We start from the raw sequence: 20455 nt of genomic DNA on the forward strand, positions 1-20455 counted from the left end.
AAGCGGTCAGGGCTTTTTAAAGCCGGCCTTGGCGAAGATGGCCTGTGCCTGGTCTGAGTCCAGGAATTTGACAAATGCACGCGCTTCGTCGGCATTAGCCGCTGACTTGATGACGGCAACCGGATAACTCACAACGGTATCGGTAGGCAGCGCTTCGACGACCTTGACCTTGTCACTGCGTACGGCGGCATCGGTTGCGTAGACAAAACCAGCCTGCACTTCTGCGCGCGCTACATAGTCCAGTACCTGGCGAACGTTTTCTGCAAAGATGAACTTAGGCGTCAGCTTTTCCCACTGGCCGCTTTTTTCCAGACCCTCTTTTGTATAGCGTCCAACCGGAACACTGGCGACATTACCAACGGCGATTCGGCTGACAGCGGATTCATCCAGGCTTTGCAAATTCTTGACCTCACCCTTGTCAGAGGAAGGCGTGATCAGCACCACTTCGTTACGTACGAAATCCTTGCGGGTAGACTCATCCAGCAACCCGGCCTTGGCCGCATCGTTCATGCTTTTCTGGTCTGCCGATGCAAAGACATCGACGGGCGCGCCCTGGCGAATCTGCTGCAGCAATGCGCCTGATGCGGCAAAGTTATATTGAATTTTGGTATCCGGGTGGGCCTCGCTATACACCTTGGCAACATCATTGAATACATTGGTCAGGCTGGAGGCAGCCGATACCGTAATCGTAGCGGCATGGGCGGCCACAGACGCAACAGACAGAACCAGGCCGGTGGCCAGTGCGCGCGCAAGGGTATGTCTCTGAATGCTTTTTAGTTTCATGATTTCCTGCGAGAAAAGAAGGATTGAGAAAGGCAGCAGACCCCAGCAACTGCGTTATTTTGCATAAACCGGATCCGATATATACATGATTATATATCGAATTGTAAGACTGTCCTGGCATGCCGCATATTTCATGTGAATTGGCGGTCATAAGCCAGACCCGTGCAATCGGAGGCTACTGAAGGTGTGCAAGCCACCCGGCCGGACGGTACCGCCGTTTCTAAATCTTGTCCGCCAGCTGCACGGCATCCGCCCATTTGCGAGCCACCTGCCTTGCCGTTGCGCACGTGGCATCGTGAGTTGCCACGCGCACCGCCCGCTCCAGCAGCTGGATATCAGCTTCATGCTGGCGCGCCACATGCGGGTCTTCAAAGAAAATCACGCGCTGGCATTGCCGGTCCAGCACCAGATCAGCAATCTGGGCATCACCCCCCAGGGGGCCGCTCAGATAGCGATCGACCCATGGCTTATCTTTTGGCCAGCCCTTGGACCAGGCCAGCTCATTGAGCAATCCGCCCGTCGTGCCAGTCGCCACACGGCGCTTGAACAACGAGAGAATATCGAAATACTGTGACGCATACGCCACCATCTCGGCCTTGAGCGCATCGTGCGAAATCAGCGCCAGTGTCTGGCTGCGGATCACATCGGCAGACAGGCAATCGGTAATCGGCGCAAGGCCGGCCAGCACCCGTTCCACTTCCATCCACTCAATGGCGCCCGCCACCGTGGAAATAAAAGGTTTACCATGCGTGATGCACTGGCGCTTCAATGCCAGGGCTTCGGGAAAAATCGAAGACGGATCGACCGGGTCAATCAGATAGATAGCGCCATCCAGCGTCACCGGCGTCGCCTCGTGCACCGTGACGCGCGACACCAGTTTCATCAAGCCGCCTTCTCGCCCATAGGGGTAGCGAATATTTTTCTTGTACCCTGACAGAAAACCCTCGCGCTGGATCGCATCATACGTGCGACCGACCGTATGCAACTCGATACCCAGCTCACGTATGGTCTCGGAACATGACTTGAGCCACGTAAACAGGCCTGCATCGGGGGTTTCATGATGCAGGCGGTTCGCCGCAAGCGCAAAACGAAGACTGTGGGTCGAAGACATTGGCATACTCCCTTCCTGGAACAGATCAAACACAAAACCGGCGCGCAAAAAAAATGCACGCTGTGATACGTGCATTCTAAAGATGATCGGATGCCTGGACAGGCATGTTCAGTGATCAGCTGAAAAAATCTTTGACTCTGTCGGTCCAGGATTTATTCTTTGGGGAATGACGATCGCCTCCGTCGTTAAGCGAAGTCTCAAACTGCCGTAACAAGTCTTTTTGCTCATCGCTCAGGCGAATCGGCGTTTCCACCACGACATGGCAATACAAGTCGCCAGGGTAGGATGCACGAACTCCCTTGATGCCCTTGCCGCGCAGGCGGAACACCTTGCCGGTCTGCGTTCCCTCGGGGACGGTAATTTCACCTTTGCCACCCAGCGTGGGCACTTCCAGATTGCCACCCAGCGTAGCCGTCACAAACGGTAGCGGCACCTCGCAATGCAGGTCGTCGCCATCGCGCTTGAATATGCTGTGTTCCTTGATGGAAATCTCAACATACAAATCACCAGCAGGACCGCCGTTGACACCCGGCTCACCGTTTCCGCCCGAGCGGATACGCATGCCATCGTCAATACCGGCAGGAATTTTGACCTGCAAAGTTTTGTTCTTGCGCTTGCGGCCTACGCCATCACATGCGGTGCAGGGATCTTTGATTTCCTTGCCGGTGCCATGGCAGGTCGGGCAGGTTTGCTGCACGCTGAAAAAACCCTGTTGCATGCGGACTGCGCCCGCGCCATGGCAGGTGTGGCAGGTGGTAGGCTCGGTGCCCGGTTTGGCGCCGGAACCATGACAGACGTCACAATTTTCCCAGCTGGGCACGCGAATTTCTGTTTCCATTCCCTTGGCAGCCTGCTCAAGGGTAATGTCCAGCCGATAGCGCAAATCGGCGCCGCGGAAAACCTGTGGGCCGCCGCCACGACGTCCACCTGCGCCACCACCGAAAATATCGCCGAAAATATCACCAAAGACATCCCCGAATCCGGCGCCACCGGCGCCTCCCATGCCCGCGTTAGGATCGACACCCGCATGACCGTAGCGGTCATAGGCGTCGCGCTTTTGCGGATCGGACAGGATTTCGTAGGCTTCCTTGGCTTCCTTGAATTTTTCTTCTGCCTCGTGGCTGTCCGGATTGCGATCGGGATGATACTTCATGGCGAGTTTGCGATACGCCTTCTTGATATCCTCGTCCGAAGCATTCTTGGCCAGACCCAGGGCTTCGTAGTAATCACGTTTTGCCATCGTTATACGCCTTCAGATTTCTTCTCTAATATAAAAAACAATACCCGGCCCTGTCATTTTCAGACCGGCCGGGTTTTTAAATCAGACAAACAACATTATTTGTCGTCGCGTTTTACTTCTTTGAAGTCGGCGTCAACAACGTTATCGTCTGCTGGCTGAGCCTGTTCCGCGCCTGCAGCGCCTTCGGCTTGCGCCTGTGCCTGCATGTCTGCGTACATTTTCTCCCCCAGTTTCTGGGAGGCCGTCGTCAGCGCTTCAACCTTGGCATCGATTGCCGCTTTGTCGCCATCTTTGAGCACTTCTTCGAGCTCTTTGATCGCCGCTTCGATTGCTTCCTTCTCTGCCGCTTCCAGCTTGTCGCCATATTCGGTCAGCGACTTGCGGGTGGAGTGAACCAGTGCATCGGCCTGGTTGCGCGTCTGCGCCAGCTCGGCAACACGGTGATCTTCATCAGCGTGCGCTTCGGCATCTTTAACCATGCGCTGGATTTCGTCTTCGGACAGACCGGAGTTTGCCTTGATCGTGATTTTGTTTTCCTTGCCGGTGCCTTTGTCTTTTGCAGAAACGTGCAAAATACCGTTGGCATCGATGTCAAACGTCACCTCGATTTGTGGCAAGCCACGAGCAGCGGGTGGAATGCCTTCCAGATTGAACTCGCCCAGCGCCTTGTTACCGGCAGCCACTTCACGCTCACCCTGGAAGACCTTGATGGTCACGGCAGGCTGATTGTCTTCCGCTGTAGAGAAGGTCTGTGTAAAGCGGGTCGGGATCGTGGTGTTTTTCTGGATCATTTTGGTCATGACGCCGCCCAGGGTTTCGATACCCAGAGACAACGGCGTTACGTCCAGCAGCAATACGTCTTTGCGATCACCAGACAGCACGGAACCCTGAATGGCAGCACCGGCAGCCACGGCTTCGTCAGGGTTCACGTCTTTACGTGGGTCCTTGCCGAAGAACTCTTTGACTTTTTCCTGCACTTTGGGCATACGGGTCATACCACCGACCAGGATCACGTCGTCGATATCGGATACTTTGACACCGGCATCGGTCACCGCAGTACGGCATGGAGCGATGGTGCGTTCGATCAGGTCTTCAACCAGCGCTTCCAGTTTGGCGCGCGTGATTTTCAGAGTCAGGTGTTTCGGACCGGAAGCGTCAGCCGTGATGTAAGGCAGGTTGACTTCGGTTTGCGCAGTGGAAGACAGTTCGATTTTTGCTTTTTCGGCTGCTTCTTTCAGGCGCTGCAAAGCCAGTACGTCTTTACCCAGGTCTACGCCCTGCTCTTTTTTGAACTCGGCAATGATGTAGTCAATAATACGCTGGTCGAAGTCTTCGCCGCCCAGGAAGGTGTCACCGTTGGTAGACAGCACTTCGAACTGCTTCTCGCCATCGACGTCTGCAATTTCAATGATCGACACGTCAAAGGTACCGCCACCCAGGTCATAAACGGCGATTTTACGGTCGCCTTTTTCGGTTTTATCCAGACCGAAAGCCAGGGCTGCTGCAGTAGGCTCGTTGATGATGCGCTTGACTTCCAGGCCGGCAATACGGCCGGCATCTTTGGTGGCCTGGCGCTGACTGTCGTTGAAGTACGCAGGAACAGTAATCACGGCTTCGGTGACTTCTTCGCCCAGGTAGTCTTCAGCCGTCTTTTTCATTTTACGCAGCACTTCTGCTGACACTTGGGGAGGCGCCATTTTCTTGCCACGCGCTTCGACCCATGCGTCACCGTTATCGGCCTTGACGATGCTGTAAGGCATCAGGTCGATGTCTTTTTGTACGGCTTTTTCTTCGAATTTACGACCGATGAGGCGTTTTACGGCATACAGCGTATTTTGTGGATTGGTCACAGCCTGGCGCTTGGCAGGCGCGCCTACCAGTGTTTCACCATCTTCCATATAGGCGATAATGGAAGGCGTGGTGCGTGCGCCTTCGGCGTTTTCCAGTATCTTGACTTTATCGCCATCCAGTACCGCCACACAGCTGTTGGTGGTACCCAAGTCAATACCAATGATTTTTCCCATTTGAGTCTACCTTATATTCAAAAATTCAAAATAATGAACCCTGACCTGAACATGTGTGCAACGCAGGATCTTTTGTTGTCTAGTACGTGGGGCTGTCCGCTTTTGATTTCAAGAGAAAAAAACCGGATTTTTCGTGATTTTTTGCATTTCTGGCACGTTTTTTGACTGAAAGCGGCCATTTGGGCAGAAAAAAGCCGGAAGACCTGGGTCTGCCGGCTAAGATCATTTAGCCCTGGCCTGCCGAGACGGTCACCAGAGCGGGCCTGAGAACGCGATCGGCGATGGTATAGCCTTTTTGCAATGTGGTGGCCACCGTACCGGCGGGCGCTTCAGATGGAATCGTGGAAATGGCCTGATGCACGTGCGGGTCGAACTTGTCGCCCGCGGCGGGGGCCACTTCTTTCAGGTTATTGCGGTCAAAGGCGACCGTCAGCTGGCGCAGTGTGGTTTCCAGCCCTTCCCTGAGCGTCTCAAACGACTGATTCTCCAGGGCCAGCGCGGCCTCCAGGCTGTCCTTGACAGGCACCAGGCTTTCGGCAAACGATTCGGTGCCGAATTTACGGGCTTTGGACACATCGTCCTGGGCACGACGGCGCACATTTTCCATTTCAGCGTGGGCACGCAGCAACTGGTCGTGGTATTGGCTGACTTTGGCCTCAAGCTCGGTGTATTTGGCCTCCAGGTCGTCGGCAGGCGTGCCGAGTTCGTCCTGTTCAGTGTCCGCGGGCTCAGGCAGGTTGGATTCTTCGTTTTCCGCCTGCTGGGCCGGGGTCTTCTTGGGGTCAAATTCCTGTGTCATTTTTGCTCCTGCGTCAAATCAAAATAGTTATCCCCCAAATGGGGACGGCCTGGGGAAATTCAAGTAACAAAGAACGATCAGAAATCGTATTCGGGCTCGACTTGCTGGCCAATATGCAATACACCGCTCACCGAGTCGGTCAGCACCGCATTCATTCCAAACAAGACGCCCAGTTCGGCGCTGCGCGTTTGCATCAACGTGATGCCCGGTTCATCGGCCACCGCTGCGGTTTCCGGATTGACATTGGGAATCGGGCAGCGCGGGCACGGCTTGACCAGGGCAAAATGCAACGGTCCTGCGTCCAGTCCGAAAATATAATCCTCTTCGTACTCCGGCAGCCCATCGAGCACAATATTGGGCCGGAACCGAATCATGTCGACCGGGGCCACATTCTTGCTTGCCAGTTTCTGGTTCAGGGCGTTGAGTGAGGCCGTATTGGTAATCAGAAAGGGAAAGCCATCGGCAAACCCAAACGTCTTTTCCCGCGTATTCAACGGCCGCCAGTCCTGATGGCGTTCCTGCCAGGCATCCGGGAAATCGGAGCTCACCCGGCGTTGCGACTGGCTATGCAGGCGCAACAGCCGACATGGCTGCCCAAGCACTTCGCTGAACCAGCGGTCCGCCTCGGCACTGACAGCCGCCCCCAACGGACGACCAGACCAAACCTGCACCGCAATGGTTTTTTCGTCTGGCGCGGCTTCCCTCAGCGACAGCGTCAATGCAGAGACACCGGGCGCATTCAGCACCATCTGGTCCAGTTCCGGCTGAAGCGTCGGATGCACCAGCACCATGCGGGGCACGGTGCGCTGCGTCATCATATTGCCGGCCGCATCCACCAGAATGAACTGACGGTCCCATTGGACACCTGCCGCACTGATATTCGCGCTCTCCAGCGCAATACCCGCACAGGATTTGATGGGATAGACGTAAAGACCACGGATAGTAACTGCCATGATAGCTCTCTGAAATAAGTCAACGGTATTCTGTGTATTCGGTATCTATATCGGTTTCGATATCGGTATGACGCAGATCGGTATAGGCGCAGTCAGGTCTCAGCACCGCTACGACAGCGCGAACCGCTTCAGTCTGTGTTCGGTTCCGGCCAGCCGGCAATATGTTGCCGGACCAGGCCGGCCATGGCACTGATCCAGGCCGGATCATCATTCAGGCACGGGATGTAGCGAAACTGCTCGCCGCCCGCCTGGGAAAAGGCCCGGGCGCATTCAATACTGATTTCTTCCAGTGTTTCAAGGCAATCAGCAACAAATCCGGGACACAACACGTCCACATGACGGACGTTATCGCCCGGATAAGCCTGCAAGACCGACAGCGTAGAAGGACCAAGCCATTGCGCCCGGCCAAACCGGCTTTGAAAGGCAATATCAATCGGCACGCCCTCGCCGGCCAGTCGTGTCTGCAACGCTTCGGCCGTTTTCATGCAATCGCTCAGATACGGATCGCCCTGATCAACCGAGCGCTGGGGCAGCCCGTGAAAACTCAGCAGCAGCTGCTGCGGCTTGCCATGCGATTGCCAATACGCGCGTACATTGCTCGCAAGCGTATCCAGGTACCCCGGCAAATGATGAAAGCGCTTGACGAAGCGAAACTCCGGCATATCGCGCGCCTGCCGATGCAACTGCAGTGTTCGCTCAAAAATGGTGGCCGTCGTGCTGGCGGCAAATTGCGGATATAACGGCACGATCAAAATGCGCTCGCAACCAGCTTCACGCAGTTGGTCAAATGCCTGTTGCATGGAAGGTTCGCCATAACGCATGGCCAGAACGACTGTTGCCTGCACCTGGTTCTGATCGAGCTGCTCCTGCACGCCTCGCGCCAACCGCTTGCCATACACCAGCAAGGGGGATCCTTCTTCCATCCAGATCTGCTTGTATTTAGGTGCCAGCTTGGCGGGTCTCAGGGGCAGGACAGCCCCGTTCAGAATAACTTTCCACAGAGCGGAAGGAATTTCGACTACGCGTGGGTCGGACAAAAACTCCGACAGATAGGCGCGAATGGCGCCCGCTTTCGGACTGGCGGGGGTGCCAAGATTGATCAGTACGACTCCGGTTTTCATGCTTTCCTGTAATGTTCGGATAGCGTGGCGCTGGCTAAGTATGACCAGGGACACGTTCGATGGAGACCGCTTAAAACGCGGCCATGACTGCGCTCAAGGGTAATGTCAACATGCGATTGTAACCGCAATGAACCGTCTCATGCCCTGGCGGGCGGGGCCCGATACAAACGGTTTGCACCCGCAAGTGGCCGCACTCAATGCGGGACCGAAGGCGAAAAACATGCCTTATTGATGGCTGAGCGCGTTGGACAGCAGCCTGGCGGTCAGATCGACTATCGGAATCACCCGATTGTAAGACATGCGGCTGGGGCCGATCACGCCCAGCGTTCCGACGATTTTTCCATCCACCCCGTAAGGTGCCGTAATGACAGAGACGTCTTCCATGGGTACCAGACGTGAGTCGCCACCAATATAGATTTTGACCCCCTGGGACCGATCGGTCACGTCCAGCAACTGCATCAGATCCGTTTTCTGTTCAAATAATGAGAACATTTTGCGCAGCCGATCCATATCCGAGGCAAAATCCTTGATTTCCAGCAGGCGCCGCTCACCGGAAATAACCACAGAAGACTCATTGTCTTCTTCGTTGCCGGCATCGACCGCCGCCTGCATCAGCACCGAAATTTCCTCTTTGAGCTGATTCAGTTCGGTACTCAACTGCTCGCGCACCTGTTCGAACGACTTGCCGGCAAAATGATGATTGAAATAATTGGCGGCCTCAATGAGCTGCGACTCGGTGTAATCGTGTACTGGTGACAGGATCCGGTTCTGCACATCGCCATCTGGCGTAACAATAATAAGCAGGATACGCCGCTGCGACAGACGGATAAACTCGATCTGCCGGAACACCTGGGAGCGCTTGGGCGTCAGGACTACGCCAGCGAACTGGGTCAGGTTGGACATCAGGGAGGCCGCGACGCTAAGCGCCTTGCTGGGTGCAGTATTGGAAAAAACCTCATGCAAATCAGAGGGTTCTTCAATTTCATAGGGTTTGACAACCAGCAGATTATCAACGAACAGCCGATACCCTTGCGGCGTCGGAACGCGCCCGGCAGACGTATACGGACTGTGAATGAGTCCGAGATCCTCAAGGTCGGCCATGACATTGCGGATGGTGGCCGGCGATAATTCAAACAGCTTTGACAGCGTTCTTGAGCCTACCGGCTGTCCATCATCAATATAGCGCTCAATCAGAGCTTTCAGTAATGCGTTTGCGCGATCATCCATTGTGGGTCTGTTATGGTTTGTACCAAAGGATATTTTCCAGGCACCTTAATTGTTGAACCTGCAGTCATTGTAGAATAACGTATTATGACGTTAACCGCAGATCTCATTTCCGGTACGCCTGTCACTTCTCTTTGTCGTTTCGTTTATTGTATATGGTTTCACTATGCATTTTTCAACCATAGCGCTGGTTGGCAGATATCACGACTCCGGTCTTGACGCCCCTTTGCGTGCGCTGGCCGGCATACTGCGCGATGCTGGCCGACAGGTTCTGATTGAAAAAGAAACATCAGAAAACACCGGCGTGACCGAGTATCCCGCCGCGACAACGGCCGAAATCGGCAACCAGGCCGACCTGGTCATTGTCATGGGCGGTGACGGCACCATGCTGGGCGTCGGCCGCACGCTGGCGCAATATGACGTTCCCCTGCTGGGCATCAATCACGGACGGCTCGGTTTCATTACCGATATCCCCGTGCAGAATGCCCGCGAAGCCATCGAATCAGTACTGGACGGCCAGTACGACATCGAGCATCGTACACTTTTGCAAGCCTCTGTGGTACGCGAAGCCCAGACCCTGACCTGTGCCCTGGCGCTGAACGACGTGGTGCTCAACCGCGCCAGTCGCGGAGGCATGATCGAAATCTGCGTCGAATACAACGAAACGCTGATGTATCGCCAGCGCGCCGACGGCCTGATCGTTGCCACGCCCACCGGCTCAACTGCCTATTCCCTGAGCGCCAGCGGCCCGATCCTGCATCCGGCCGTCAATGCGTTCCTGCTTGTCCCGGTGGCACCGCAAACGCTGTCGAACCGGCCCATTGCGGTGCCCGACACAGGCACGCTGACCCTGACGCTGGCCGAAGTGGGCCGTGTAGAAACCGGCGCCAGCGTGCATTTTGATATGCAGACCTGGTCCGATCTGCAACCCGGTGACAAAATTGTCGTCACCAAAGCCGATCACCAGATTCGCTTCCTGCACCCCAAAGGGTACAGTTTTTTCTCAACGCTGCGCCAGAAGCTGCACTGGAACATCATGCCGGAATCCGGCTGATTCCGCCGGCAGCATCCCCCTGCGAACCCGACAATCCCATTCATCACAGAAGTACGTATACATGCTCCGTTCCCTGCATATCCGTGATTTTGTCATTGTTGAACAGACCGAGCTGCAGTTTGACGCCGGTTTCTCTGTTTTTACCGGCGAGACCGGCGCTGGCAAATCCATTCTGATCGACGCGCTTGCTCTCACGCTGGGCGCCCGTGGTGACAGCACCGCCATTCGCGAAGGTGCCGACAAGGCAGATATCAGCGCCCTGTTTGATGTTCCACCCTCCCTGCGCGACATGCTGGCGGAGCTGGAACTGGACGACGATGAACTGGTGCTGCGCCGCGTCATCGATCGCGCCGGAAAATCCAAAGCCTTTATCAACGGCGTGCCCGGCACCCTCAACCAGCTTAAGACCATCGGATCCTATCTGCTGGACATCCATGGGCAGCACGCGCACCAGAAATTGCTGGAGCGACAGGAACAACGCATTCTGCTTGACACGCATGGCCAGCACGACGACCTGCTCACGCCGGTGCAACTGCACTGGAAGGACTGGCAACAGGCACAGCAAAAGCTGGAACGCGCCCGCAACAACCAGCGCGACGCTCAGGCCGAGCGGGAACGCCTGGAGTGGCAATTGAACGAACTGACACGCCTTGCGCCGGGTGAAGGGGAATGGGAAACCATCAACGCCGATTACAACCGGCTGGCCAATGCCTCTGCCCTGCTTGAAGGGGCGGCCGGAGCACTGGCGCTGCTTGACGGCGAAGACGCGTCGGCGATCGCGGCGTTGAATGCGGCCATACATCGCATTGAACCGTTATTGCGCAATGACCCTGGATTGCAAGAGGTGTATGACGCCATGGAATCGGCCCGGATCGCAGCTGCCGAAGCCGCATCCGACCTGGGCAGTTACCTGGACAAGGCGGATCTGGATCCAGCCCGCCTGGCTGAAACCGAAGAACGCATGGGCGCCATGTTTTCAGCCGCGCGCAAATTCCGGCTCGAACCCGAAGGCCTCTATGAGCGCCTGCAAGAACTGACAAAGGCCGTAGAAGCGCTCGACAGCGAGTCAGACCTGGCTGCGCTGGAGCATACCGCCGCTCGGCACGAAGCGCTTTACCGTGAAGCGGCAGCCAGGCTTACCCAGGCCCGCAAGCGCACAGCAGGCACCCTCTCCAGGGAAGTCACCAAAGCCCTGCAAACCCTGGCCATGAAAGGCAGTAAATTCGAGATCTCGGTCCAGTCAAGCGAGCCGGGCGCAACAGGCATGGATCATGTGCAGTTCAATGTGGCTGCCCACGCCGGTAGCGAACCACGCCCACTGGCCAAAGTCGCCTCGGGGGGCGAACTGGCCCGCATCTCGCTGGCGCTGTCCGTCATGGCCAATCGCGCGCATCAGGTGCCGACGCTGATTTATGACGAAGTTGATACCGGTATCGGCGGCGCCGTGGCAGAGGTCGTCGGAAAACTGTTGCGCGATCTGGGCAAACACCACCAGGTGTTGTGCGTGACCCATTTGCCGCAGGTCGCCGCCTGCGCGCATCACCATTTTGAAGTGCAGAAAAAACAGGGCAAGCATGAAACGGTTTCGCGCATCGATCTGCTGGATGATCCCGCACGCACAGAAGAAATTGCCCGCATGCTGGGTGGACTCAAAATTACAGAAACCACGCGCAAGCACGCCCGCGAAATGCTGACCCATGCAGACTGATTCTGGCATCGTGCCGGACGGACGACAAAAAAGCAGAGCGGTCAGGCTCTGCTTTTTTTGACAACATGATATCGTAACGGCTGCGCCGCCTGGGTTTGGGCGTAATCACGCCCGCAATACAGACACCGGTCCTGCCAAAAACTTAGCGACGGTGCTTGGTCTCGCAGTCACCGCAAATGCCGTAGAGCACCATGGCATGGCTTTCGAGCGTGAAATTATTGTCTTTGGCAACTTTGGACTGACGCTTTTCGATTTCAGGATCGGAGAACTCGACAACTTTGCCGCACACCGAACACACCAGGTGGTCGTGATGGGCGCCATCATCCAGTTCATAGACAGCCTTGCCATTGTCAAACTGGCTGCGCGCCAGAATACCGGCCTGTTCGAACTGAGTCAGGACACGGTAGACCGTGGCCAGGCCGATATCGACGTTTTCTGAAATAAGCAGTCGGTAAACATCTTCGGCGCTCAGATGGCGGATTTCCGCCTTCCGGAAGATGTCCAGGATTTTAAGCCTGGGAAAGGTCGCTTTGAGACCCATGCTTTTGAGTTCACTGGGATCATGTAATTCGTTCAAGGCTTGCTCGCTGATAAATGGGAGGTGGATAAGATAATGCGGAAAACACGCTTCCGACTAATTTTTGAGATTACCTGGCTAAACAATCCTATTGATTGCCCAGAACTATTATCATAACGCTTTTACGAGTCCAAATACAGGAACGTCGCCAAGTTATGAACCAAACTCGCCTTTTCCCCCGATTCCGGTATGGTCTGGTCGCATCCCTTACAGCACTTGCAGTGCTGGGCGGCTGCGCCTCAGGAGAATGGGGTTTCCCATACAGGCCTTCTGTTCAGCAGGGTAACTGGATCACCGCCGAAGATGTCTCGCTGCTGCAAAAAGGCATGACACAGGATCAGGTGCGCTATGCCCTGGGCTCACCAACGCTGCACGATATCTTCCATCCCGATCGCTGGGACTACCCTTATTACTTCAAACCCGGCTACGGTGACCCCGTCATCCGCAAGTTCTCGGTCTGGTTTGTAAACGGACGGGTTGACCGCTGGGAAGGTGATGAACAGCCCACCTTCCAGCCCTTCAAGCAGGAAGCGCGTCTGTATCGTCCCGGCGACAAGCCGCCAGCAACAGAAGTCACCGACCCTGCTGCTCTGCAGGCCGCGCCTGCGGGCACAAGCAGCAATGAAGTGACCACCTACCCGATGGACGACGCAGGCCAGGGCGCGACCACTCCGGCGCCTGCAGCTGCACCTGCCCCAGCCACAGAACAAATCAATACCGAGCCGGCCCCGGGTGCCACCCGCGTCCAGTAACGATTGACCCATTCCCGTTGCCCGGCCGGCTGGTCCGGGCAACGCAACGCATGGCTGCCGACTGCGTGTCTCTTGCCCTGGCCATGAACCTCGCGCAAAAGCAATAATCGCCGGTCATACTATTGAATCATTGCATGCCCGTTTACGGGCTGCAGCTCTCCTTCAGGAACACGCCATCATGCGTATTGCCATTTCCGGAGCCAGCGGCCGCATGGGTCGCATGCTTATCGAAGCCGTTCTGGCCCATTCCGACCTGACCCTGGCCGTTGCACTTGATCACGCAGGCAGCACTCATCTGGGCGAAGATGCCGGCGCCTTTCTGGGCAAAAACACGGGCGTCACACTGGGCAGCGATCTGGACGCACTCAAAGACTGCGATTGCCTGATCGACTTCACCCGTCCGGAAGGCACGCTGGCTCATGTCCAGGCCTGCGTCACTCACAAGGTCAAGATGGTGATCGGCACCACTGGTTTTGACGCAGACGGTCAGGCCAGCATTGCGGCGGCAGCAGAAAAAATTGCGATTGTGTTTGCCCCGAATATGAGCATCGGGGTAAATGCAACTTTGCGTTTGCTGGAGCAGGCCGCAAAAATGCTCAACACGGGCTACGACGTGGAAATTACTGAAGCACACCACAAGCACAAGGTTGACGCACCATCAGGCACCGCGCTGATCATGGGTGAAACGGTCGCCAATGCGTGGGGCAAGAACCTTGACGACATTGCCGACTGGAGCCGCCATGGCCATACCGGCGCACGCAAGGACGGACAGATCGGTTTTTCTGTAGTGCGCGGCGGCGATGTGATCGGCGACCATACGGTGATGTTCCTGGGCACGGGTGAGCGTATAGAAATTACGCACAAATCATCCAGCCGCAGCACCTACGCGCAAGGCAGTATCCGCGCCGCCCTCTTCCTGCAGGACAAGCCGTCCGGCCTGTTTTCCATGCAACAGGTCATCGGCGCCTGACCCATTAATGTCGGATTGATTGAACGGCTGCCTGCGGACAGCCGTTTTTCATTTGCGCCTGTGGCGTCCAACCCAAGTCCGATTCTATTTGCGCCTGTCGCATCCGATGCACATCCCATTTTATTTTCGCTCGTTGCCGCCCACTTGCGTTCAATCAACGTCTACTAAATGAACAGCCATTCAAGTCTGTAAAAAAACAGCCTTTCAATCAAACAGAACCGGCTCGCGCTCCAGTGTCACACCAAATTTTTCCTGCGTCGATGCCTTCACCGCATCAGCCAGCGCCAGCACGTCTGCCGCCGTCGCACCGCCGTGGTTGACCAGCACCAATGCCTGGCGATGATGCATCCCGACCGGCCCCAGCGACTTGCCCTTCCAGCCGCATTGCTCGATCATCCAGCCGGCAGCCAGCTTATAGCTGCCATCTGCCTGCTGATAGGATACCAGCGCCGGATAGTCCGATTTCAATTGTGATTGCTTGCCGGCCGACACGATCGGGTTTTTGAAGAAAGAACCTGCATTACCGATTTGCGCGGGGTCGGGCAATTTAGCCTGCCGGATGCGGCACACTGCGTCAAAAATCTGTTGCGCCGTCGGGCTCTGTGCAAGTGCGGGATCGTTTTTCAGATCGGGATATGTGGTCACCGGCGTCCACTGTTTCGGCAGGCGAAAACGCACTGCCGTAATCAGATAGCCCTGTCCTGCCGGTTTCTTGAACAGACTGTCGCGGTAAGAAAATGCGCAGTCTGCCACACTGAAAAGTCGCGACCGACCTTGCTCAATATCCCAGGCATGCACGCTTTCGATCCGGTCCATCACTTCGACACCATAGGCGCCGATATTCTGAACCGGACAGGCACCCACCGTACCGGGAATCAATGCAAGATTCTCCAGCCCGTACCAGCCGTTGCCGATGCACGTTGCCACAAAGTCATGCCAGTTCTCGCCACCAGCGGCTTCAATAATAAAGACGTCGTCGGTCTCCTCGACCAGCCGGATCCCTTTCAGTTGATTATGGACGACTGGCTTTGAAATGTGCTCGCGCAAAACCAGGTTACTGCCCCCACCCAGCACATAGATATCCTGGCCTGCGGCATGCCTGCGTTGCGTGACCTGGGGCAACTGCTGTTCGTTATCCAGCCGAAAATAATGTGCCGCATGCGAGACCAGTCTTAGCGTATTGAGCCCGGTCAAATCCTGTGTTGTGTCGTCCCGCATTAAAAAAGCACCTGCTGTGTGAAATTAATTTGACATTATAAAGAATTTACTGCTATAGTCTCGCCTCTTCGTGAAGAGATTCATGTGGCAGCAGTTGGCAGGGTCTGAATGGCATAGACATCAACCAAAAGATGCATAAACAACACAGAATCCACTTTCTGAAGAACGCAGCGAAAAAGATGTTGCAAATTCAAAATAGCTTGTATATACTTTAGGGCTTAGCTGATTTGAAATTGCAAACGCAGCAGCCAGATAGTTAAATATATTTTGACGGATATTTGGTTAATGCAAAGCGATTTTTTAGCTGAAAACGCGGGAATAGCTCAGTTGGTAGAGCGCAACCTTGCCAAGGTTGAGGTCGCGAGTTCGAGACTCGTTTCCCGCTCCAGAATTTAAGTTTATGAAGAGCTCGCCAGCATTCATAGACAATCGAAAGAAAGCCGAAAATTTTTTTCGGCTTTTTTTTCGTCTGCTGAAATTCGATGTTCCTAGCGAACGATTACTTCTTCCGCGGCCTGGCCAATAATTCAGACCGTCCTATGACCTCTCGGCTGCTTTCCGGCTTTTCAGGCTCGGAGAACCCCGCGTGTGCAATCGCTTCATCAAGCCCTCTGAAAGCAATTTCATTTTTCGAACTCCGCAATGTCATCATGCCCTCATTCCATGCATGCACCATATGCTTGGCAACGGTATGCCAGCGCGGTTCATTTCTGGCCGCCTCTATGACTTCTCTGCCGACCTCCACCGCGGACTCGCACAGACGCTCCACCATCTGCGCATATTGGCTCGGCGCGATACCTAACTTTGCTTTGAAAAACCGCTCCAAGATTTTCCCCACCATCCAGGTTTGCCGCCCTTCAACAGGCAACCCTGGTGGGCTAGCTGCGTAACGTGGATATGCTTGTGTAGTGACAACGTCATACACCGGCGTATAGGCCACGTCTTCCAAACCGGTGTAGTACAGTGCAATGTTCTTGGCATGACAATCCGCATTACGTACCACATAATTGGTCAGCATATGCCAGGCGAATTGGTCCAGTTGCGCACGACTGGCCACAGACGGTATATACCCCCTGGTGGCATTCAGCACTCGCTCAGTCGTCGTTGCATATTTCTCGTGTGGAGGCAGTCCGAGCAAACCGCAGGCGTCCTCAACACCATGCGAAACAACACCCTGCGCGTCGACATCGAATCGATCAACAACCAGTACCCGCCCGTCTTCCGACATCCGCGTCCTGGCTACAGGCACGACATTCAAGCGCTCAAGTACGCGCATGGTATAGAATTCGTTGAACCCGAGATAAGGCGTGCTGTCGTCGGAGCCTTTAATGATGTGGCGGCTGGTACGCAATGTAGGTTTTCCCACTGCATGGGCTGACTCATCCACTTCTTCTGGCGCGATAAACTTTGGCACCATGCCGGAAATGGATGCCCTTGCGTACTGACGCACCAGGCTTGCAAAATGCGCCGTGGTGTTCTCGGTTTTAAGCAAAGACTCAATCTGCAGCGGCTCCATATCGCCCACGAGCGCCCCGCCCTCGGGCGTCACTGTGACCCGTCCAATTCCCATTGCACCGACCACTGCCAAAAGAGAAAGATCGGTGCCGTCGAGCAACGGTCCAAATTCTTCACGAATAATATTCAGCAGATAGCCTTCGGGCAAATTCTGACGAAAGAACGGATGCAGATCGCGCGGCCAGCGCCAGGGTTCCGCCCGTACCGGCATCGTCAAACTCACAAAATCACTGGCATTGGTATCCGGCAGATAGCTCAGGACATACTCGTCGCGCTCCCGGTACAACTTGGCCACGACTCTTTCGCTTACGCGCACATCGAGCTTCATGATTACTCACCCCGCCGCTGTTCGGCCAGGATATCCTCAAGCGTTCTGATGTGGCCATGTTTGACCAGTTTGAGATCATAGCCAGCAGCTTCCAACAACCGCAATAGCACAGAAACGCTCATATCGCCTTTGGCAAGCGTTTCCATACGCGCAACAGTCGTTCGGGAAACTCCGGCACTCTGAGCCAGCGCTTCCTGGGTCAAGCCGGCTTCTCGACGCGCTTGGCGCAAAAAGTCTGCAACATCAGCAAGTGTGGTCATTTGTATCCCTGGGGCATCAAAAGTTGGCATCGACAGGGATAATGTATCTTATAAGACACATTTCAACAAGAAAAAACCCAGCAAGGCCAGGCATGGAGAATAAATATTGCACCTAATTAATCATTTTTGTAGCCCAAAAGCATCATAATCACTCGTAACAACGAATAACGATGCCGAGGGGCTACATTTTAGAGTGCGAGAAAGTCCGCAGGGGAAAACAGCGCCTTATCCGCGCTTGCGCAACGTCAGCGGCTTGAGCCTGCGATTGATCCACAACGCCAACACCGTGCAAGCGGCGCCGGACAGCAGGTAGAGACTGACAGCAACCAAACCGAAATGCATCGACAGGCCCAGCGCTACCAGCGGCGCGAACGCGGCACCCAGCAACCACGCCAGATCGGAGGTCAACGCGGCACCCGTATAACGGAAACGCGACGTAAAATTGGCCGTCACGGTTCCTGACGACTGACCATAAGACAAGCCCAGCAAGGCGAAACCGATCAGGATAAACGCGTCCTGTCCCGCTGCCTGGCTATTTAACAACATCGGCGCCGTAAATCCAAAAATCGCAATGAGAATGGCCAGCGCTGTCAGTGTCGTACGGCGTCCGATACGATCGGCAATCAAGCCGGATGCAATGGTCGCTGCCATGGCAACGAAAGCACCAACAACCTGAACAACTAACACATCATTAATGGATTGAGTGGCCCTTAAGGTAATCCAGGACAGCGGGAAAATCGTTACTATATGAAATAGAGCATAGCTCGCCAATGCGGCAAATGCGCCTATGAACAGGTTGTACCCCTGTCCGGCGAGCATTTCCCAGGTGCCAATAGGCTCCAGCTCTCCCTCTTCCAGCAGCTTAGTGTACTGTTCGGTCAGAACAAGACGCAGGCGCGCAAACAACGCCACGACGTTGATGGCGAAAGCGACGAAAAACGGGTAGCGCCAGCCCCAGCCGAGAAAGTCTTCGGCTGACAGGGTGGAATGCAGGAACAGGAACAGCGCACTGGCCACCAAAAAGCCGACCGGTGCCCCAAGTTGGCCGAGCATGGCATACCAGCCCCTGCGCTGTTTGGGGGCATTCAGAGCGAGCAACGATGGCAGGCCATCCCATGAACCGCCGAAGGCAATCCCCTGCAGACTGCGAAACAGGACCAACAGGGCAATGGACAATGCTCCGAAAGATTCGTAAGTCGGTAAAAATGCAATGCCAGCCGTTGCCGTTCCGAGCAGAAATAGCGCCAGGGTCAGCTTGGTCCCTCTTCCCCATCGCCGCTGGATGCCCATGAACAGGGCGGTACCGAATGGACGGGTAATAAAGGCGACGGCAAAAATGGTGAACGAATAAAGCGTACCGGTCAGGGAATCGACAAACGGAAAGAACAGGGCTGGAAAGACCAGTACCGATGCCAGACCGTAAACAAAGAAGTCGAAATACTCGGAAGCGCGACCAATCACAACCCCGATGGCGATTTCGCCAGCGGCAACCGGGCCGTGGCCGGTCATTTGTTGTCGGGCATCATTTTCCATCGTACGCGAGGAGGGCTCAGTGTTTGTCTGATCAAAGCTCGACATAATAGGTTCAATTTAAGTTAATATAGTCCAAAGACGAAGGATCGCATTTGCCGCGCATTTACACCATAGGACAAAACGTCCAATTCCTAACAGGAACGGTTTAAGTATATGCTATATTTTTCCACGGCTCTACGCTGGCACATTTTTGGCATGCTTCATTCCAAGACTTTCCGATTCCTGGCCCTTTTGGCCCTTGCACCCATTCTGACGGGGTGCAACGCAGTTCTGCTCTCACCTTCAGGCGATATCGCACTGCAGCAACGCAATCTGATCTATATTTCAGTTGCATTAATGCTGATTGTGATCATACCTGTCATCGTTCTGACATTGTACTTTGCATGGCGCTACCGTGCGTCCAATACCAAAGCAACATACGCGCCGGAATGGAATCATTCCACACTTATTGAGCTGGTCATCTGGCTGGTCCCCCTGCTGATCATTATTGCGCTGGGTGCCGTGACCTGGGTCAGCACACACAAGCTGGATCCGTACCGTCCACTCGAACGCATTGACGCACAGCGCGCGCTTCCCGCGAACGTCAAGCCGCTGACGGTACAGGTCGTCGCCCTGGACTGGAAATGGCTGTTTTTCTACCCTGAGTACGGCATTGCGACCGTCAATGAGCTGGCGGCACCTGTCGACCGCCCAATTGCGTTCCGGCTGACCTCATCCAGCGTCATGAACTCCTTCTTTATTCCCGCGCTGGCAGGCCAGATCTACACCATGGCCGGCATGGAAACGCAACTGCATGCGATCATCAACAAGGAAGGCGTCTACGAGGGCTTTTCGTCCAATTACAGTGGCGCCGGCTTTTCGGGCATGCGGTTCAAGTTTCATGGACTGAACACCGAAGACTTTGACGCATGGGTCGAATCAGTCAAACAAAGCCAGACTGATCTGAGTCGTGTGGCTTATTTGCAACTGGAAGCGCCTAGCGAGCGCGAACCGGTACAGCATTACTCCAGCGTGGCCCCCGGACTGTATGACGCCATCCTGAATCGCTGTGTGGAGCCAAACCGCATGTGCATGCGTGACATTATGGCCATTGATGCCCAGGGGGGCATGGGCATACCCGGCATATACAACATGGCTGAACTGGATAAAACCACCCGGCTCAACCTTGGCCTGGAAAACGCCCGGCACCAGATCTATGTAAGTGGCTTCTGCACGATCACAGATCCTGCCTTCTCCTCGCTGAAACTGATGAACGCGTCGCGCTGAGGCTGCGTCCTTTGTAAGC

18 protein-coding genes and 1 tRNA gene are annotated in these 20455 nt (G+C 55.2%); 6 read left to right on the top strand and 13 right to left on the bottom strand.

What is annotated here, in order from left to right; genetic code table 11:
• Positions 1-6: 6 nt before the first annotated feature.
• The 8 genes from modA to hrcA form a co-directional block, all read right to left on the bottom strand.
• Positions 7-783 (bottom strand): molybdate ABC transporter substrate-binding protein, encoded by a 777-nt coding sequence (modA, locus tag W822_RS43260; protein ID WP_024007050.1) that lies wholly within the window; start codon positions 781-783, stop codon positions 7-9.
• A gap of 220 nt (positions 784-1003) precedes the next feature.
• Positions 1004-1894: a methylglyoxal synthase gene (locus W822_RS43265; RefSeq protein WP_024007051.1), complete on the bottom strand. Its 891-nt coding sequence runs from the start codon at positions 1892-1894 to the stop codon at positions 1004-1006.
• 115 nt (positions 1895-2009) lie between these two features.
• Positions 2010-3134 (bottom strand): molecular chaperone DnaJ, encoded by a 1125-nt coding sequence (gene dnaJ / locus W822_RS43270; RefSeq protein ID WP_024007052.1) that lies wholly within the window; start codon positions 3132-3134, stop codon positions 2010-2012.
• Between the two features lie 95 nt (positions 3135-3229).
• The gene (gene dnaK, locus W822_RS43275) at positions 3230-5158 is read right to left on the bottom strand and encodes a molecular chaperone DnaK (RefSeq protein ID WP_024007053.1); all 1929 of its coding nucleotides are present in this window, start codon (positions 5156-5158) and stop codon (positions 3230-3232) included.
• A gap of 226 nt (positions 5159-5384) precedes the next feature.
• Positions 5385-5957, bottom strand: coding sequence for a nucleotide exchange factor GrpE (gene grpE, locus W822_RS43280; protein ID WP_024007055.1), 573 nt, complete (start codon positions 5955-5957; stop codon positions 5385-5387).
• A gap of 77 nt (positions 5958-6034) precedes the next feature.
• Positions 6035-6910 (bottom strand): MOSC domain-containing protein, encoded by an 876-nt coding sequence (locus tag W822_RS43285; RefSeq protein ID WP_024007056.1) that lies wholly within the window; start codon positions 6908-6910, stop codon positions 6035-6037.
• A gap of 128 nt (positions 6911-7038) precedes the next feature.
• On the bottom strand, positions 7039-8031 hold the full coding sequence (gene hemH, locus W822_RS43290; RefSeq protein WP_024007057.1) for a ferrochelatase: 993 nt from the start codon (positions 8029-8031) through the stop codon (positions 7039-7041).
• A 225-nt stretch (positions 8032-8256) separates the two neighbouring features.
• The gene (gene hrcA / locus W822_RS43295; protein WP_024007058.1) at positions 8257-9258 is read right to left on the bottom strand and encodes a heat-inducible transcriptional repressor HrcA; all 1002 of its coding nucleotides are present in this window, start codon (positions 9256-9258) and stop codon (positions 8257-8259) included.
• Between the two features lie 163 nt (positions 9259-9421).
• Between hrcA and W822_RS43300 the strand changes: the two genes are divergently transcribed.
• A complete protein-coding gene (locus W822_RS43300; RefSeq protein WP_024007059.1) occupies positions 9422-10309 on the top strand; it encodes an NAD kinase in 888 nt (295 codons plus the stop codon).
• Between the two features lie 61 nt (positions 10310-10370).
• A complete protein-coding gene (recN, locus tag W822_RS43305) occupies positions 10371-12017 on the top strand; it encodes a DNA repair protein RecN (RefSeq protein WP_024007060.1) in 1647 nt (548 codons plus the stop codon).
• Positions 12018-12159: 142 nt separating this feature from the next.
• Here recN and fur read toward each other — a convergent pair whose 3' ends face one another.
• A complete protein-coding gene (gene fur / locus W822_RS43310; protein ID WP_024007061.1) occupies positions 12160-12594 on the bottom strand; it encodes a ferric iron uptake transcriptional regulator in 435 nt (144 codons plus the stop codon).
• A gap of 155 nt (positions 12595-12749) precedes the next feature.
• On the opposite strand from fur, the gene W822_RS43315 reads away from it, so the two are divergent.
• Both W822_RS43315 and dapB read left to right on the top strand, forming a co-directional pair.
• On the top strand, positions 12750-13346 hold the full coding sequence (locus W822_RS43315; RefSeq protein ID WP_024007062.1) for an outer membrane protein assembly factor BamE: 597 nt from the start codon (positions 12750-12752) through the stop codon (positions 13344-13346).
• A gap of 178 nt (positions 13347-13524) precedes the next feature.
• On the top strand, positions 13525-14316 hold the full coding sequence (dapB, locus tag W822_RS43320) for a 4-hydroxy-tetrahydrodipicolinate reductase (protein WP_024007063.1): 792 nt from the start codon (positions 13525-13527) through the stop codon (positions 14314-14316).
• Positions 14317-14520: 204 nt separating this feature from the next.
• Here the strand turns inward: dapB and murB are convergent, their stop codons facing one another.
• Positions 14521-15534, bottom strand: coding sequence for a UDP-N-acetylmuramate dehydrogenase (gene murB / locus W822_RS43325; protein WP_024007065.1), 1014 nt, complete (start codon positions 15532-15534; stop codon positions 14521-14523).
• Positions 15535-15846: 312 nt separating this feature from the next.
• Here murB and W822_RS43330 point away from each other — a divergent pair.
• Positions 15847-15922: transfer RNA gene (locus W822_RS43330), tRNA-Gly, on the top strand.
• A 111-nt stretch (positions 15923-16033) separates the two neighbouring features.
• Here the strand turns inward: W822_RS43330 and W822_RS43335 are convergent.
• From W822_RS43335 to W822_RS43345, 3 genes are all read right to left on the bottom strand, one after another.
• Complete coding sequence (locus W822_RS43335) at positions 16034-17377, bottom strand: type II toxin-antitoxin system HipA family toxin (RefSeq protein ID WP_024007066.1); 1344 nt, start codon at positions 17375-17377, stop codon at positions 16034-16036.
• Positions 17378-17379: 2 nt separating this feature from the next.
• Positions 17380-17637, bottom strand: a complete 258-nt coding sequence (locus tag W822_RS43340) for a helix-turn-helix transcriptional regulator (RefSeq protein WP_024007067.1) — start codon at positions 17635-17637, stop codon at positions 17380-17382.
• 225 nt (positions 17638-17862) lie between these two features.
• Positions 17863-19170: an MFS transporter gene (locus W822_RS43345; RefSeq protein ID WP_031243593.1), complete on the bottom strand. Its 1308-nt coding sequence runs from the start codon at positions 19168-19170 to the stop codon at positions 17863-17865.
• Between the two features lie 195 nt (positions 19171-19365).
• Here W822_RS43345 and cyoA point away from each other — a divergent pair, with 195 nt between their 5' ends.
• Positions 19366-20436 carry a ubiquinol oxidase subunit II gene (gene cyoA / locus W822_RS43350; protein WP_051401861.1) on the top strand — a complete coding sequence of 357 codons (1071 nt, stop codon included), beginning with the start codon at positions 19366-19368 and terminating at the stop codon, positions 20434-20436.
• The last annotated feature ends 19 nt before the right edge of the window (positions 20437-20455 follow it).

Source organism: Advenella kashmirensis W13003 (assembly GCF_000506985.1).
Classification (GTDB): domain Bacteria; phylum Pseudomonadota; class Gammaproteobacteria; order Burkholderiales; family Burkholderiaceae_B; genus Advenella; species Advenella kashmirensis_A.